The sequence below is a fragment of the Nitrospina sp. P1_D6 genome, from assembly GCF_052156615.1.
Taxonomy (GTDB): Bacteria; Nitrospinota; Nitrospinia; order Nitrospinales; family Nitrospinaceae; genus Nitrospina.
Map to the genome: position 1 here is coordinate 71594 of NZ_JBQKUN010000007.1, position 13323 is coordinate 84916.

13 protein-coding genes and 4 tRNA genes are annotated in these 13323 nt (G+C 61.0%); 2 read left to right on the plus strand and 15 right to left on the minus strand.

Annotation, left to right across the window (positions count from 1 at the left end; genetic code table 11):
- Window positions 1-51: 51 nt before the first annotated feature.
- From rplJ to lpxK, 14 genes are all read right to left on the minus strand, one after another.
- Window positions 52-582, minus strand: a complete 531-nt coding sequence (rplJ, locus tag ACTRXA_RS12385; RefSeq protein ID WP_442427492.1) for a 50S ribosomal protein L10 — start codon at window positions 580-582, stop codon at window positions 52-54.
- Window positions 583-665: 83 nt separating this feature from the next.
- Complete coding sequence (gene rplA / locus ACTRXA_RS12390) at window positions 666-1355, minus strand: 50S ribosomal protein L1 (RefSeq protein ID WP_442427493.1); 690 nt, start codon at window positions 1353-1355, stop codon at window positions 666-668.
- Between the two features lie 20 nt (window positions 1356-1375).
- Window positions 1376-1810 (minus strand): 50S ribosomal protein L11, encoded by a 435-nt coding sequence (gene rplK, locus ACTRXA_RS12395; protein WP_005007657.1) that lies wholly within the window; start codon window positions 1808-1810, stop codon window positions 1376-1378.
- A 29-nt stretch (window positions 1811-1839) separates the two neighbouring features.
- A complete protein-coding gene (nusG, locus tag ACTRXA_RS12400) occupies window positions 1840-2406 on the minus strand; it encodes a transcription termination/antitermination protein NusG (protein ID WP_005007656.1) in 567 nt (188 codons plus the stop codon).
- Entirely contained in the window at window positions 2403-2591 is a 189-nt protein-coding gene (gene secE, locus ACTRXA_RS12405) for a preprotein translocase subunit SecE (protein WP_005007655.1), read from the minus strand. The genes nusG and secE overlap by 4 nt, the downstream gene beginning before the upstream one ends.
- A gap of 23 nt (window positions 2592-2614) precedes the next feature.
- Window positions 2615-2689 (minus strand) — tRNA-Trp (locus tag ACTRXA_RS12410).
- 96 nt (window positions 2690-2785) lie between these two features.
- Window positions 2786-2935 (minus strand): 50S ribosomal protein L33, encoded by a 150-nt coding sequence (gene rpmG, locus ACTRXA_RS12415; RefSeq protein WP_084603965.1) that lies wholly within the window; start codon window positions 2933-2935, stop codon window positions 2786-2788.
- A 108-nt stretch (window positions 2936-3043) separates the two neighbouring features.
- Window positions 3044-3115 (minus strand) — tRNA-Thr (locus ACTRXA_RS12420).
- A 22-nt stretch (window positions 3116-3137) separates the two neighbouring features.
- A tRNA-Gly gene (locus tag ACTRXA_RS12425) sits at window positions 3138-3214 on the minus strand.
- Window positions 3215-3233: 19 nt separating this feature from the next.
- A tRNA-Tyr gene (locus ACTRXA_RS12430) sits at window positions 3234-3318 on the minus strand.
- Window positions 3319-3712: 394 nt separating this feature from the next.
- Window positions 3713-4966, minus strand: a complete 1254-nt coding sequence (locus tag ACTRXA_RS12435; RefSeq protein ID WP_442427494.1) for an amidohydrolase family protein — start codon at window positions 4964-4966, stop codon at window positions 3713-3715.
- A gap of 11 nt (window positions 4967-4977) precedes the next feature.
- Window positions 4978-7464 carry a hypothetical protein gene (locus tag ACTRXA_RS12440; protein WP_442427495.1) on the minus strand — a complete coding sequence of 829 codons (2487 nt, stop codon included), beginning with the start codon at window positions 7462-7464 and terminating at the stop codon, window positions 4978-4980.
- Window positions 7465-7471: 7 nt separating this feature from the next.
- Window positions 7472-7912 (minus strand): methyltransferase family protein, encoded by a 441-nt coding sequence (locus tag ACTRXA_RS12445; protein ID WP_442427496.1) that lies wholly within the window; start codon window positions 7910-7912, stop codon window positions 7472-7474.
- Between the two features lie 37 nt (window positions 7913-7949).
- On the minus strand, window positions 7950-9062 hold the full coding sequence (gene lpxK / locus ACTRXA_RS12450; protein WP_442427497.1) for a tetraacyldisaccharide 4'-kinase: 1113 nt from the start codon (window positions 9060-9062) through the stop codon (window positions 7950-7952).
- Window positions 9063-9125: 63 nt separating this feature from the next.
- Here lpxK and ACTRXA_RS12455 point away from each other — a divergent pair, with 63 nt between their 5' ends.
- Complete coding sequence (locus ACTRXA_RS12455) at window positions 9126-10388, plus strand: 3-deoxy-D-manno-octulosonic acid transferase (protein ID WP_442427498.1); 1263 nt, start codon at window positions 9126-9128, stop codon at window positions 10386-10388.
- Window positions 10389-10399: 11 nt separating this feature from the next.
- A complete protein-coding gene (locus ACTRXA_RS12460; protein ID WP_442427499.1) occupies window positions 10400-11689 on the plus strand; it encodes a 3-deoxy-D-manno-octulosonic acid transferase in 1290 nt (429 codons plus the stop codon).
- A gap of 15 nt (window positions 11690-11704) precedes the next feature.
- Here ACTRXA_RS12460 and ACTRXA_RS12465 read toward each other — a convergent pair whose 3' ends face one another.
- On the minus strand, window positions 11705-13165 hold the full coding sequence (locus tag ACTRXA_RS12465; RefSeq protein WP_442427500.1) for a sodium/proline symporter: 1461 nt from the start codon (window positions 13163-13165) through the stop codon (window positions 11705-11707).
- Window positions 13166-13323: the final 158 nt, after the last annotated feature.

Below are 13323 nucleotides of genomic sequence, written 5' to 3' on the forward strand. Positions count from 1 at the left end.
TCAAATAATTTTCGAAAAAATTTCGTTCGTCTTTTTTGTTCCGCTTGCAAGTCAGCCCTGCTGGGCCTTCTTCTCGCGGATGGCATCCAGGGTTCCCACCAGGCTGCGCTGCAGACTGGCGAATACGCCGACAAAGTTGCGCGTCGGGCCCTGCATGACCGAAAGCATTTGCGAAATCAACACTTCCTTGGACGGCAGGTCTGCCAAAGCCTTCACCTGTTCCGGCGTCACCGCCTGCCCGTCCACCACCCCGCAGACCACCTGCGGATTTTTTTCTGCGCCCGACTTGGCAAAGTCGGAAAGCGCCTTGGCCGGAGCCACCACGTCATCGAAGCTGACAATGATGGACATCGGCCCTTCCCACGAGGTATCCAGCACCTCGAAGGGCGTGTTCTTCGCCGCAATGCGGGCGAGGGTGTTCTTGATGACCTTGAATTCCAGCGACCGCTCACGCATGTGCGACCGAAGCTGGGTCATCTGCTCTGCCGACAGGCCCTGGTAATTTGCCAGCACCGCTGACTTGGCCTTGGCGAACACTCCGTTCAACCGTTCTATTTCTTTTGCTTTCACTGGTGTCGGCACGACGCGCTCCCTTTCCTTTTACTCAAACCGCCCGCTTCAATTCCTCAACTGCAGTTCCGTGATTACGATCCGTCCCCACCCGTTCAGGTACCGGTGTAAGCAACCTTCACTCCCGGCCCCATGGTGGTGGACAACGACACGCCGCGGATGTACACGCCCTTTGCCGTAGAGGGCTTCATCTTGACCAGCGTGCCCATGAACTCCTTGAAATTCTCCGCAAGGTCTTCCACCGAAAAACTGGCCTTGCCCACCGATGCGTGCACGATGCCCGCCTTGTCCACGCGGAAATCCACCTTGCCCGCCTGAATCTGCCGGATGGCGTCCGCCACGTCGAAGGTGACGGTGCCGGTCTTCGGGTTGGGCATGAGGCCCCTCGGGCCCAGCACCTTGCCGAGCTTGCCCACGGTGCCCATCATGTCCGGCGTGGCCACGACGCGGTCAAACTCAAACCAACCGTCCTGAATCTTCTTCACCAGGTCGTCCCCGCCGACGAACTCCGCGCCCGCTTCCCTGGCTTCGGTTTCCTTCTCTCCCTTGGCGAACACCAGCACGCGGAACTTCTTGCCCGTGCCCTTGGGAAGCACCACACTGCCGCGGATGTTCTGGTCCGCCTTCCGGGGATCGACGCCCAGCCTCACCGCCACGTCCAGCGACTGGTCGAATTTGGCCTCCACGCCGCCCCTGGCAAGCTGCAACGCCTCTTCCAGCGCGTAACGCTGATTGCGGTCGATCTTCTCCGCCGCCGCCCGGTATTTCTTTCCATGCCTGGCCATGCTGAATCCTTTCTCCGCTCCTAATCCGTAACCTTGATGCCCATACTTTTTGCAGACCCCTCGATGATCTTCATCGCCGCATCGGTATCGTATGCGTTGAGGTCCGCCTTTTTGATTTCGGCGATTTCCTTCACCTGCGCCCGCGTCACCGTGCCCACGTTTTCCTTGCTGGGATGCGTCGAGCCCTTGGCGATGCCCGCCGCCTGCTTGAGCAGAACCGAGGCGGGCGGCGACTTGGTGATGAAACTGAAACTGCGGTCCTCATACACCGAGATGACGACCGGAATGATCATGCCCTCCTGGCCCTGCGTGGCGGCATTGAACGCCTTACAGAAATCCATGATGTTGACGCCGTTCTGACCGAGCGCCGGTCCCACGGGCGGCGAAGGCGTTGCCTGCCCGGCGGCTATCTGCAGCTTGATCTGCGCCGCGACTTTCTTTTTCTTAGTGGCCATGTTGTTTCAACCTTTCGAATTCGTACTGCTCAGACTTTCTCGATCTGCGGAAATTCCAGCTCCACCGGCGTCGCCCGCCCGAATATGGAAACCATGACCTTCACCTTGCCCTTGTCGTGGTTCACTTCCTCTACCGTGCCGTTGAAGTTCATGAACGGGCCGTCGATAACACGCACGCCCTCGCCCTTCTCGAACTGGAATTTCGGCTTCGGTCGCTGGGACTCGCCCTTGACCTGGTCCATGATTTCCTTGACTTCCGCCTCGGACAAAGGCGTCGGCTCCGTGCCGCCCAGAAACCCGGTGACCTTCGGCGTGTTCTTGATCAGGTACCAGACGTCCTGGTCCATATCCACCGAGATCAAAACGTACCCGGGCAGGAACTTGCGCGAACTGATTTTCTTTTTGCCCTGACGCACCTCCACGACCTCTTCCGTAGGGATGACGATCTCCCCCAGCTTGTCGCGGACTCCCTGGTGCGCGAAGCGCTCTTCCAGACTCAACTTGACTTTGTTCTCGTAGCCGGAATAGGTATGGATGACATACCAGTCTTTCCCCTTGGCCACCGCGTTTTCCATGTCCACATTTTCTTCACTCATCCGGAAAGCATGCCCTCCACGATTTTGGACAGGATCGTATCCACGATCCAAAGAAACAGGCCGATGAACGCCACCACGACGAGCACGACCATGGTGCCGCCTACGGACTCCTTGCGGGAAGGCCAAGTGACCTTTTTGACTTCCGCCTTGACTCCGGACAGGAATTCTTTACTTTTTGCGAGCATGAACCACCCGATGCGTAAGCACGCAGGCCAGGAGGGATTCGAACCCCCAACCCCTAGATTTGGAGTCTAGTGCTCTAACCAATTAGAGCTACTGGCCTATCTCATTTTTCATGAAGGCCACCGAAGGAGACGCCTGCACATGACAGACTCCCGCCGGTTTCCCGGCGCAACCCCACCTGACTGCTGATGAGTTGTTATTTAGTTTCTTTGTGAGGAGTGTGCTTCCTGCAGAACCTGCAATACTTGCTGAATTCCAAACGGCCCGTGGTTTTCTTTTTGTTCTTGGTGGTGGAATAATTCCGTCGCTTACACTCACCGCACGCCAAAAGTACAATATCCCTCATCGTTCAACTATTTCCATCAGAAAGAAGAACCGGATCCGGCACCGGTTCTCATAAAGTGTCAGGTTGCTCCGGCAACGTATTTTTCACTTCTCTATATCAAAAACGGCAAGCCCACGATCGGGATTGAACCGATGACCTCTTCCTTACCAAGGAAGTGCTCCACCACTGAGCTACGTGGGCCTGATAAATCATGCCTCTGTTTTGGAGCGGGAAACGGGACTCGAACCCGCGACCCTCAGCTTGGAAGGCTGACGCTCTAGCCAACTGAGCTATTCCCGCTGGAACCGTAGTTTGAAAATGGTGGGGAGAGGAGGATTCGAACCTCCGAAGGCTGAGCCGCCAGATTTACAGTCTGGTCCCTTTGACCGCTCGGGAATCTCCCCAGCTCCTGAGGTTGAAACAACCCCGCTAAAAATAAAAAAGGGCTCTTAACTTACCGAACCCAAAAGTCTTTTATAAACAATACGTTACGCAGGTGACACGGACGCCCTTCGGCCTCCCCCGCAAACCTTCCGTCTGCGGTGTCAACAACCGGGCCATGCCAACCCACGTTATGTGCGCGAAAATATGGATTCTACTTGTTTGTTTCGATTAGTGTCAATAAAAAAGAATTAAATTCGGGCCAAATTTGAGGCTAGGAGATTTTCCGCCAAAATCCCGATTCAATTTATCATGGATTTCACAGGGGAAACAAATTTTTTTGAAGCTTTCTGGATTTTTTTTCCGTTTTTCTGACCGCTTTGCAGAATCATCAAAAACTTTCACACTTTCAATAAGTTATGATCCTTCCACCGGACCCGGGGGAGGGGCCACCGGATTTCCCTGGATCATCACCCAGTCCACCTGCCGGCCCTCATTTTCAAATGGTATATCGAACCAGTTTTCCGCCTCAGAGCCCATACGGAAGGCAATGAGGTCGGCGAAGCGGCCCGGTTCCACCGTTCCCGCCTCGCTGTGAAGCGCTTCGGCACCCCAGCGGGTGGCCATGGTCAAAATTTCGGCACGGCTCACCTCCGGCAACATTTCTTCGGCCAGCTTCAATTCACGCAGGAAATTCAACGATTCGTTGCTGGCCAGGGAATCCGTGCCCAGCCCCACCGGCACCCCGCGGTCCAGCAGCTGGCGCACCGGCATGTAACGCTCACGGCCAAACCAGCGGGTGCTTCCGGGGCAGAACACGGCCGTGACATTCCGCCGGGCCAATAAGTCCAGATCCCCTCCCACGTCGTTCAGGTGGACGCCCACCAGTCCCTCCAGCACTCCCAGTTGATCCAGGTAGGCCGCCGGCCCCAGTTCGGGAGGGCGCCACCGGGGGTTGAAAACGCCCCGCGTTTCCAGGAGATGCCGCATGGGTCCCTCACCGGTTTGCAGGAATTCACGCTCTTCCGGCACCTCCGCCACGTGACAGGAAATCGGGCAACGGTGGTTCTGCGCTATGGCTTTCAACCGGCGGAGCAATTTCGCCGAAACCGAATACGGAGCGTGCGGGGCGATCCCGAGGCGGATGCGCCCCTCCTGCGACTCGTGCTCCTCGATCAAATCCTCCACCCGGGCCGCACGGGCGACCGCGTCTTCTTCGGGAAAACCCAGGGTTTCCAGAAACAGCACCTGGCGAAACGGGAGGCGGGCCAGTTCCACCAGCAGTTCCGGGTTGGCCAGGTAATCCCCCAGCAGGGTGACGCCTGTAGACAACATGGTCAGGCTGTGCCGGTGCAGGGCTTCTACCCGGTCGCTCCAGCTGAGCGCGGTGTTGGCGGCGACCACATCCAAAATCCAGTCGGCGAACGGTGTCCGCGGCACCAGCTTGCCTTCCAGGGCGCACAGGCCTATGTGGCTGTGGGCGTTGACAAAGCCCGGCAGAAGCAGGTGACCGGTGAGATCGATGGTCGGAACGGAATCACCGGGGGAAACCGCATCGCGGATCGAATCCACCCGCCCGTCTTGAATCCACAACTCGCCCCGTTCGTAGTCGCGGCCGGTCATGGTGACCAGTTTTTCAAAGAGGATGCGGGTGCGAACGGATGCGGTCATGACCGGTTCCTTCAGTGCAGGTCGGCGGAAAGGCCCCAGCCTTCGTTTTTGGAGATGGCGTCGTTGCCGCGGCCGAGGGAATAGCGGTCCCTGCCGCCGCCGGTATCGAACAGGAACCCGAACCCGCCCTGCCCGGCCACCGGATCAAACAGACCGAATCCCTGCCCCAGGTCGCGGCAGGCGTACTCGTCATCCCCATCGGTATCCACCAGCAGGCCGATGCCATCGCCGTTGCCCGCCCCCTGCGATAACAGACTGCTGGTGAAGCGGTCATCCCCGGCACGATCGATCAACATACCCACACCGGTTTCATGACCGACCCCCTGCGACACCCCGGCATGGGACAGGTAATCGTCGTCGCCGTGACCATCCAGCAGCAACCCGGCTCCCTGACGCATCCCGGTACCCTGGGCGTAGCGTCCGGCGAGATACCGGTCGTCCCCGTTTTCATCGTGCAGGATGCCCAGCCCGTAGGTCTTCCCCGTGCCCTGGGCAAAATAATCGGCCACATAGGTGTCGTTGCCATTCTGGTCGGAGAGGATGCCGATGCCACCGGACAACTGGATCAAGCTGTCCCAGCCGTCATGCCCCAGGCCCACGCCCTGGGCCATGGAGCGGAACGCCAGAATGGGCTCGGAATAATCCGCGAACGAGCCGCCGGAAGTGTAGCGGTCCTGCCCGTCGGCATCGACCAGAAGGCCATAACCGCCGGTCGCTCCCAGGCCCTGTCCGTAAATGGCGTTGGAGAACGCATCGTCACCGCCCCCATCCGCCAGGATGCCAATTCCCAGAAACCCCGCACCCTGGCAGAACACCTGGCATTGGTACCGGTCCTGCCCACCCGTGTCCACCAGCACACCGACACCGAGGAACCCCGCGCCCTGCGAAAAGTGATCGGTCACATACCGGTCGTTGCCGCCGAGGTCTAGCAGAAACCCCGCGCCCAGAAGGCCGGCGCCCTGCCGGCTCCAACCCCGCGACAGGTACAGGTCGTCGCCATCGAGATCGATCACCACCATGTTGCGTCGCCCCACCTGACTCGCCCCGGCGGTGTTGAGGTAACGGTCGTCGCCGCCAAGATCGATAATCACATCGGCATCCTCGCTGTACACGTTGGACTGGCCGTTGCCAACCACGATGGTGATGCCCGCCGTGCGGATCGCCACCCGGTCGCGTTCCTCACGCACCACCCAGCCTTCGCGGAAGGGCTGGAAGGAAGCGCCGCCCTGCTTCCACGATTTGAGCCACTGAAGGTCCAGCACCTCGGCGATGCGTTTTCCCGCAACCAGGAGTTGGTGACGGTCCACTTTGAGAGCGATCTCGAACCACTTCAGGAACCGGTCTTCCATTTCCCGTTTTTCGACTTCCGTTCGGTCGAGCGCGTCGTCCACCAGATCCTGAAAGAGCCAGTCGCGGACACCCTCTTCAAGCATTTGGATCTCTTCCACGGTCAGTTTCGCAAGCGATTCGCGCCTCAGGATTTCGGCTTCATTCATGGCCCCCGCCAGACGGTCGATAAAATCGCCCAGGTCGGTGGGTGGGACATACGCCTTTTCCATGAGAACGGAATCGTCCGCATCGTTCTCCACACCCAGCGCCCCCAGTCCCCCCTGCACAAGGAGATCCAACCGCTGAGTTTCGGCGGAAAAGGAACGATGGACGGAACGCGTCAGCAGGTGGGCCAGCCACGGCAGGTCCATGGGCCGGTGCAGGACGTAATTCACCTCACCCAACCGGAAGGGATTCGCCTCCCCGCCCGCAAAGGCGGTGGTCAGCACGCGTTCGGAGGTTTGTTTCATGGCGCGCAGGGTTTTTTGAAATTCACCCTTCATGCCTTCGCGCTCCAGAGTCTGCAAAAAAAAGGTTTCCCTCGCCTCGGCGTGAAGCCGGTCCAGTTCCGGATGCACGGGGAGAACGGGGGGGTGCGTCGGGATGGGATCGAGCGTGAGTGCCAGGTCCATCACCCCCTCGCCACGGAGGAGTTTGAGTTCCAGGTTGCCGCCCGCTCCCACCTGGGCCACACGGTTCTTGAAATGGACGACCAGCGAGTTTTCCGTGCCAAGCTCCAACGGCTCGTTGTTGACAGCGACGATCCGGTCGGTGACCAGCAATCCCGCCTTGTCCGCCGTCGAACCGGGATAGACGCGGTGCACCTGAAGCGCCGGGGTGAAATCATCCGCACCGGGAAGGAATACCGGCTTGGTCTCGCGCGGCGCGATGCCCAGCCAGCCCGTTTCTTGGGTTTCCTGAAGCACGGTCAGCACCGGCACCTCTTGCTTGACGGTGGGCAGCCCCAGCAAGGGATACAGGGAAAACAAATCCGATCCGCCGGAAGGAGGAGGGGATTCCACCAGTGCATGCGGCCCCCTGGGTGCGGGCGGCCCCTCCGCCCACGCTGCGGTCGATGCCATTCCATAAAGCAACACCGCGCAGACAGCCCCGCACGCAAAGCCTTTAACCGCCATTCCGCCCTGTTCGTTCATCCAGTCCACGTTCACTCGAAGTTCAAAACCACGTCTGCCGGCGGTAGCGGGTGTAGGCCTCGCCGAATTTTTTCTGCATTGCGCGTTCTTCCTGCCGCGCGCGCACGATGTTGAGCGGCACCACCACAACAAAAAGATAAACCATTCCCTGCACCGATCCCACCGCCAGGAACAATCCAAAAAACGTGAGCACGATGCCCCAGTAGACCGGGTGCCGGACACGGCGGTACACACCGCGACTCACCAGCCGGTCGCCGCCGGGAAGCACCGCCAAAGACGTTCCCAACTGCGCCATCGCCACGATCCAGAACAAAAGACCCGACAGTCCCACCGTCAACCCGGCATACACCAGCGGCCGCACACCGAATCCGAAATGCTTCGGCCCCAGCCACGCAACCAACAATGCGCCAAGATACACAGACGGGATGGCGATGGTGAGCACCAGGCTTTTGACCGGAGACATTGCTTCGTCGGTTGAGCCGTCCGTTTCCCGTTCTGTATCAGGTTCCGGCACCGGCACCCCCCACGCGTTCCCCAGAATGCTCCGGCACGATCAGGCGCAACCAGTCTTCCTCCCCCTCCACCACGTCCAGCGCAACGCGGAGCACGTGCCACGGCAATACAAACGCGTGATCGAAAAACTTAACGGCATCCTTTTCCGTGGTCACAAGCCATTCGGCCCCGTTTTCGCGGGCGCGCGTCTCGATTTCTTTCAAATCCTCGTCGCGGTAGGCGTAATGATCCGGGAAGGCGAATTTTGCCACCACCTCTGCTCCCAGCGCTTCCAGCGACGCCTTGAAATCGGCGGGATTGCCAATGCCGCAGAACAGGCCCACGCGCCGTCCTTTCAATTCGGAAAGCGGCGTCACCTTGCCCGTCGGCGGATGGATGAGATCGGTCGGTCTGAGCTGCGTGGCGATGACGGGAACCTGTTTCGGGTTGTGGTCGATCAGGCCGTGGTTCACGGAAGGACGGTAGCGGGTGAGGCAAATGGCGTCGGCGCGCTCGACCTGGCTGAGCGGCTCCCGCAGTTCGCCCGCCGGGAAAATGCATCCGTTGCCGAACGGATCCTGGTGATCGCATAAAAGGATATTGAGGTCGCGGTGAAGCGGCAGGTGCTGGTAACCGTCGTCGAGGATCAGCACGTCCGCGCCCAGCTGGTCGATGGCGAAGCGTCCGCTGGCATACCGGCTCTTGGCGGTGAGCACGGGCACCCCTTCCAGCCGACGCGCCATCATCACCGGCTCGTCCCCCGCTTCGGCGGGCGACATCAACACGTCCCTGCCGTCGGAGACCACGTTGACCGCCAGCGGCGACTCGCCGCCGTAACCCCGGCTCAACACCGCCGGACGGTAACCGTGGCGTTTCAGGGTCTCGGCGATGCACACCACCGTCGGTGTTTTACCGGTGCCGCCCAGGGTCAGGTTGCCGACGCTGATCACGCGTTTTTCCAGTTTGCGCGTGGGCAGGATCTTCATGCGGTAACAGGCCACCCGAAGTTTCTGCACCAGGCCGTAAAACACCGACACGCTTCTTAAAAGGAGGTAGAGCGGCACGTGGTAGAAGCGGCGGCCGGGCGAGATGACCTGGTAGAACAAGGACTCAATGCTCATTTTTGTTTTCGGAATTCCCCGGCGTGTCCCCAAAACGCCTGTATCTGGTTTATAATCAAAGCCATGATCGTGATCTATCATCTTATCACAGGGCTCATGTTTGTGGCGGTTTCGCCTTTCGTCCTGGTGCGGATGGCGTTCAACGCCGAATTCCGCGATGAAATGCGTGAGCGCTGGACCAACTGGAAATCCCTGCCCGCCTGCAAGGACACACTGTGGGTGCACGCGTCTTCGGTAGGCGAGGTGCGGGTGGCGCGGGTGTTGATTCGCGGCCTTCTGCAACGCTTTCCGCATCACCAGGTGGTGCTCTCCACGTTCACACCCACGGGCTACCGGCAGGCGCTGGAGTTCGATCTCTGCCCGGTGTTCCGCCTGCCGCCGGATCTGTTCTGGCTCACCGCCGGGGTGCTCGACCGCCTGCAACCGGCCCTGCTGGTGCTGATCGAAGCCGAGTTCTGGCCGGGGCTCCTGCACCAGTGCGCGGCGCGCGAGGTACCGGTCCTGCTGGTCAACGGCCGCATGTCGCGCAAGTCCGCAAGGCGTTACCGGCAGATCGCCCCGTTGTTCCGCTGGATGGTCGCAGGCATACAGCGCTTCGCCATGCGCTCCCAGGAAGACACGGAGCGCCTGCTCGGCCTGGGCATCCCCGAGGCGCGGGTGGACACGACCGGCAACATGAAATTCGACGCCCTGCCGGATAGCAAGGCGGATGACACGACAACGGAAGACCGTGCCCTCATCGTGTTCGGCTCGACGCGACCCGGCGACGAGCCGCCCATCCTCGACGTCATCACCCGCATCATGCAGGAAGTGACCGACGCACCGAGGCGGTTTGTCCTCGCGCCGCGGCATCCCCAGCGCTGTGACGAAGTGGAGGCGATGCTCCTCAATCGCGGCCTGGCCTACAAGCGGTTCAGCGAACTGGACGGGCAGCCGGACGACGACACCACCATCGTGCTGGTCGATGAGATCGGCCACCTCAACGACTTTTACCGGCAGAGCCGGCTGGCCTTTGTCGGCGGCGGGTTCACGCCGGAGTTCGGCGGGCAAAATATCCTCGAACCCGCCCTGCACGGCGTGCCGGTGGTGTTCGGTCCGCACATGGACAACTTCAAAGAAGAAGCGCGCCTGCTGGTGGAGTCCGGCGGCGGCATCCAGCTGGAGGGCGAAGTGGAGCTTTACCCCGTACTGCGCAATCTGCTGGAACAACCGGAAGACATCGAACTGCGCGGCCGGCTGGCTCGCGAGACCGTCGAAAAAAACCGCGGCGCGCTGGACGCGAACCTGCGCATCCTCGAACAACTGCTCGCGCCCAAAACCGAGTGACCGGACTCCTTATGCCCCTTCTCTATCACACCCTGTCGACTCTCGCCGCCGTCCTCGTCCTGCCGCTGTTTTTTTTCTACTGCATCATCAACGGCAAAAAAACGCGCGGGCTGGGTCACCACTTCGGTTACGTGCCGAGCGTGAAACGCGAGGAAGGACGGCCGCTCGTCTGGGTGCAGGCGCTGTCATTCGGCGAAGTCAACGCCGCCGCGCCGGTGTTGCGCCGCCTGCACGAGGACCGGCCGGACCTCGACATCGTCGTGTCCGTCACCACCGACTCCGGTTACGACGGCGCGTGCCGCCAGATTCCGTTCGCGCGCACGATCTTTTTTCATCCCCTCGACTGCTGGCCGTTTCTCAATCTGGCGCTGGCACGCATCCGCCCCGACCTCTACGTGCTCACCGACACCGGCTTCTGGCCGGGCATGATCTACCTGCTGAAAGCGCGCGGCATCCCGCAGGTGCTGTTCAACGGACGGTTGTCGGAGAAATCGCTCAAGTGCTACGGCTTCGTCAAACCGTGGGTGCGGGGACTGCTCAACCGCTTCGACCTCATCTGCATGCAGAGCGAAGCGGGGCGGCAGGCGATGGTGAGCCTCGGCGCCAAACCGGAGATTCTGCGCGTGGTGGGCGACACCAAGTACGACGGACTGAAACCCGTCGGCGAACCGGAAGGCTTCCGCCTGCGCGAAGCATTGCGCATCCCGGCCAGCCACCCGGTGTGGGTGGCGGGGAGCACGCATCCGGGCGAAGAGGCCATCGTGCTCGACGCCTACGAACAACTGCGCGTGCGCTTCCCCAAGCTGACGCTGGTGCTCGCGCCGCGCCGACTGGAACGGGTGGGCGAGGTGATGGGACTGATCGAGGCGCGCGGACTCAACGCCGTCCGCAAAAGCGAATTGAAGCCGGACGACTCCCACGGCCGCGACGTCATCGTGCTCGACACCATGGGCGAGCTGGCGAAACTGTACGCCGTGGCCGACGTGACATTCGTCGGACGCAGCCTCATCGCGCCGGGCGGCGGGCACAGCCTCATCGAACCGGCGGCCCAGGGCAAAGTCGTTCTGCACGGACCCCACGTCGAAAACGTTCAGCACTCGGCGGACGAACTGGGGACGCTCGGCATCGCCATCGAAGTCGCCGACGCCGACGTCATGGCCAAACGCATCACCGAACTGTTCGAGGAAGACACCCTGCACGCGCGGTTGACGGAGAAAGCGGTGACGCTGGTGAAAGAAAAAAAAGGCGCCTCCCGCGAGATGGCGGGCCTGATCTTAAGAGCGTTGGATGGGGCGGAATGAAATACGCGTTCTGTTCTACTCTTCGTGCGAAGGAGTGGGGACGCTTACGGCAGTCGATTGCTTTGCCGTGTATTTGCTGACCAGCCAGACAGCCAGCGTCGCCAGGGTGAAGGCGGGGATCATCTCGTACAGCACGTCCTTCATGCCGCTGTGGTACCAGACGACGGTGGTGATAAAGCCCGTCACCATGCCGGCGATCGCGCCCTCGCGTGTCACCCCTTTCCAGTAAAGCGAAAACAAAATCACCGGGCCGAAGCTCGATCCCAGCGCCGACCACGCCAGCAGCACGAACCAGAAAATCACGCGCGTCTCCATCAGCGAAATCAGCATCGCGCCGATGCCCAGTGCCAGCACGGTGTAGCGGCTGATGCGCACGATCTGCTGATGACTGAGGTTGGGGTTGATCATCTTCGAGTACACGTCGTGCGCCACGGATGAAGTGGCGACGATGATGAGCGCCGAAACGGTGGACATGATGGCGGCCATCACCCCGGTCAGCACCACGGCGGTGAGGCCCGTCGGCAACAGGTCGGTGGCGGCGCGCGGGAACAGGTGTTCGGGATCGTCCAGCGTCGGGTACAGCGCGTTGCCGCAGATGCCCAAAAGGATCGCCGAGCCGTAAACGAGGAAGCCCCAGCCCAGGGCAATCCACACGCCGGTCTCGATCACTTTCCTGTTCTTCGCCGCCATGTAACGGTTCAACACCTGCGGCTGGCCGGGGTAGCCGAGGCCGATTCCCAACAGACCGATCATCGAGCCGAAAAACACCGCCGTGGGTTTGCCGCCCATCCATTGCAGGGTTTCCGGCGAGGCGGCGTTCACCTGTTCGGCGACGCCGGAGAATCCGCCAAGGTGCACGAACCCGACGACCGCCAGCACCACCAGGCCCGCCACCATGATGAGTCCCTGCACGAAGTCGGTCCACGCCACGGCGAGAAAGCCGCCCATCATGGTATAGACGATGATGATCGCGCCGCCGACGGGAATGCTCACGTAGTGCGGGATGCCGAAGATGGCGTCGAAGGTTTTGCCGATGCCGGTGAACTGCGCCGCCACGTACGCCATCATGCTGAAGAAGATGATGCCCACCGACAGCATGCGCAGCACGCGGGTCTTGTCGTGAAAGTGGTATTCGAAATAATCGGGGAGGGTGATGGCGCCGGTGTCGAGCGAGTGCTGGCGCAGGCGCTCGGCGAGGAAAAACCAGTTGAGGGCGTACCCGAGCAGACAGCCGGGCAGGAACCACAGCGCGGCGAGGCCGTCCTTGTACGCCAGGCCCACCGTGCCCAGCACCGCCCACGCGCTCTCCGACGAGGCGGTGGAGGACACCGCCGTCACCCACGCTTTCAGTGAGCGGTCACCCAGGAAGTAATGCGACGCGGAGGTCTGGTAGCGCGAGGTCACCCAGCCGATGGCGAGCATCAGCAGGACGTACAGGCAGAAGACGACGATGATGGCCCCGGACAGTTCCGTCATGCCCTCCATTGTAAAGCGTCTCCGGCGGAAATTCCATTTGGCCGTGCTGCGGATTCCGCGCGCACCCTCCACCCCTCCGATGAATACGGATAAAAACGCAGACGGGAGATCGATCGGTCCCCCCTTGCAAAGGAGGTTTGGGGGCTTCTTCTCCTGTA

Coding starts and splice junctions, on each gene's coding strand:
- ACTRXA_RS12445 (WP_442427496.1), bottom strand. CDS start 7,912: ATGTCTCCGGTCAAAAGCCTGGTGCTCACCATCGCCATCCCGTCTGTG.
- ACTRXA_RS12455 (WP_442427498.1), top strand. CDS start 9,126: ATGATCGTGATCTATCATCTTATCACAGGGCTCATGTTTGTGGCGGTT.
- ACTRXA_RS12460 (WP_442427499.1), top strand. CDS start 10,400: ATGCCCCTTCTCTATCACACCCTGTCGACTCTCGCCGCCGTCCTCGTC.
- nusG (WP_005007656.1), bottom strand. CDS start 2,406: ATGAGTGAAGAAAATGTGGACATGGAAAACGCGGTGGCCAAGGGGAAA.
- rplK (WP_005007657.1), bottom strand. CDS start 1,810: ATGGCCACTAAGAAAAAGAAAGTCGCGGCGCAGATCAAGCTGCAGATA.
- secE (WP_005007655.1), bottom strand. CDS start 2,591: ATGCTCGCAAAAAGTAAAGAATTCCTGTCCGGAGTCAAGGCGGAAGTC.
- ACTRXA_RS12465 (WP_442427500.1), bottom strand. CDS start 13,165: ATGACGGAACTGTCCGGGGCCATCATCGTCGTCTTCTGCCTGTACGTC.
- rplA (WP_442427493.1), bottom strand. CDS start 1,355: ATGGCCAGGCATGGAAAGAAATACCGGGCGGCGGCGGAGAAGATCGAC.
- rpmG (WP_084603965.1), bottom strand. CDS start 2,935: ATGAGGGATATTGTACTTTTGGCGTGCGGTGAGTGTAAGCGACGGAAT.
- lpxK (WP_442427497.1), bottom strand. CDS start 9,062: ATGAGCATTGAGTCCTTGTTCTACCAGGTCATCTCGCCCGGCCGCCGC.
- ACTRXA_RS12435 (WP_442427494.1), bottom strand. CDS start 4,966: ATGACCGCATCCGTTCGCACCCGCATCCTCTTTGAAAAACTGGTCACC.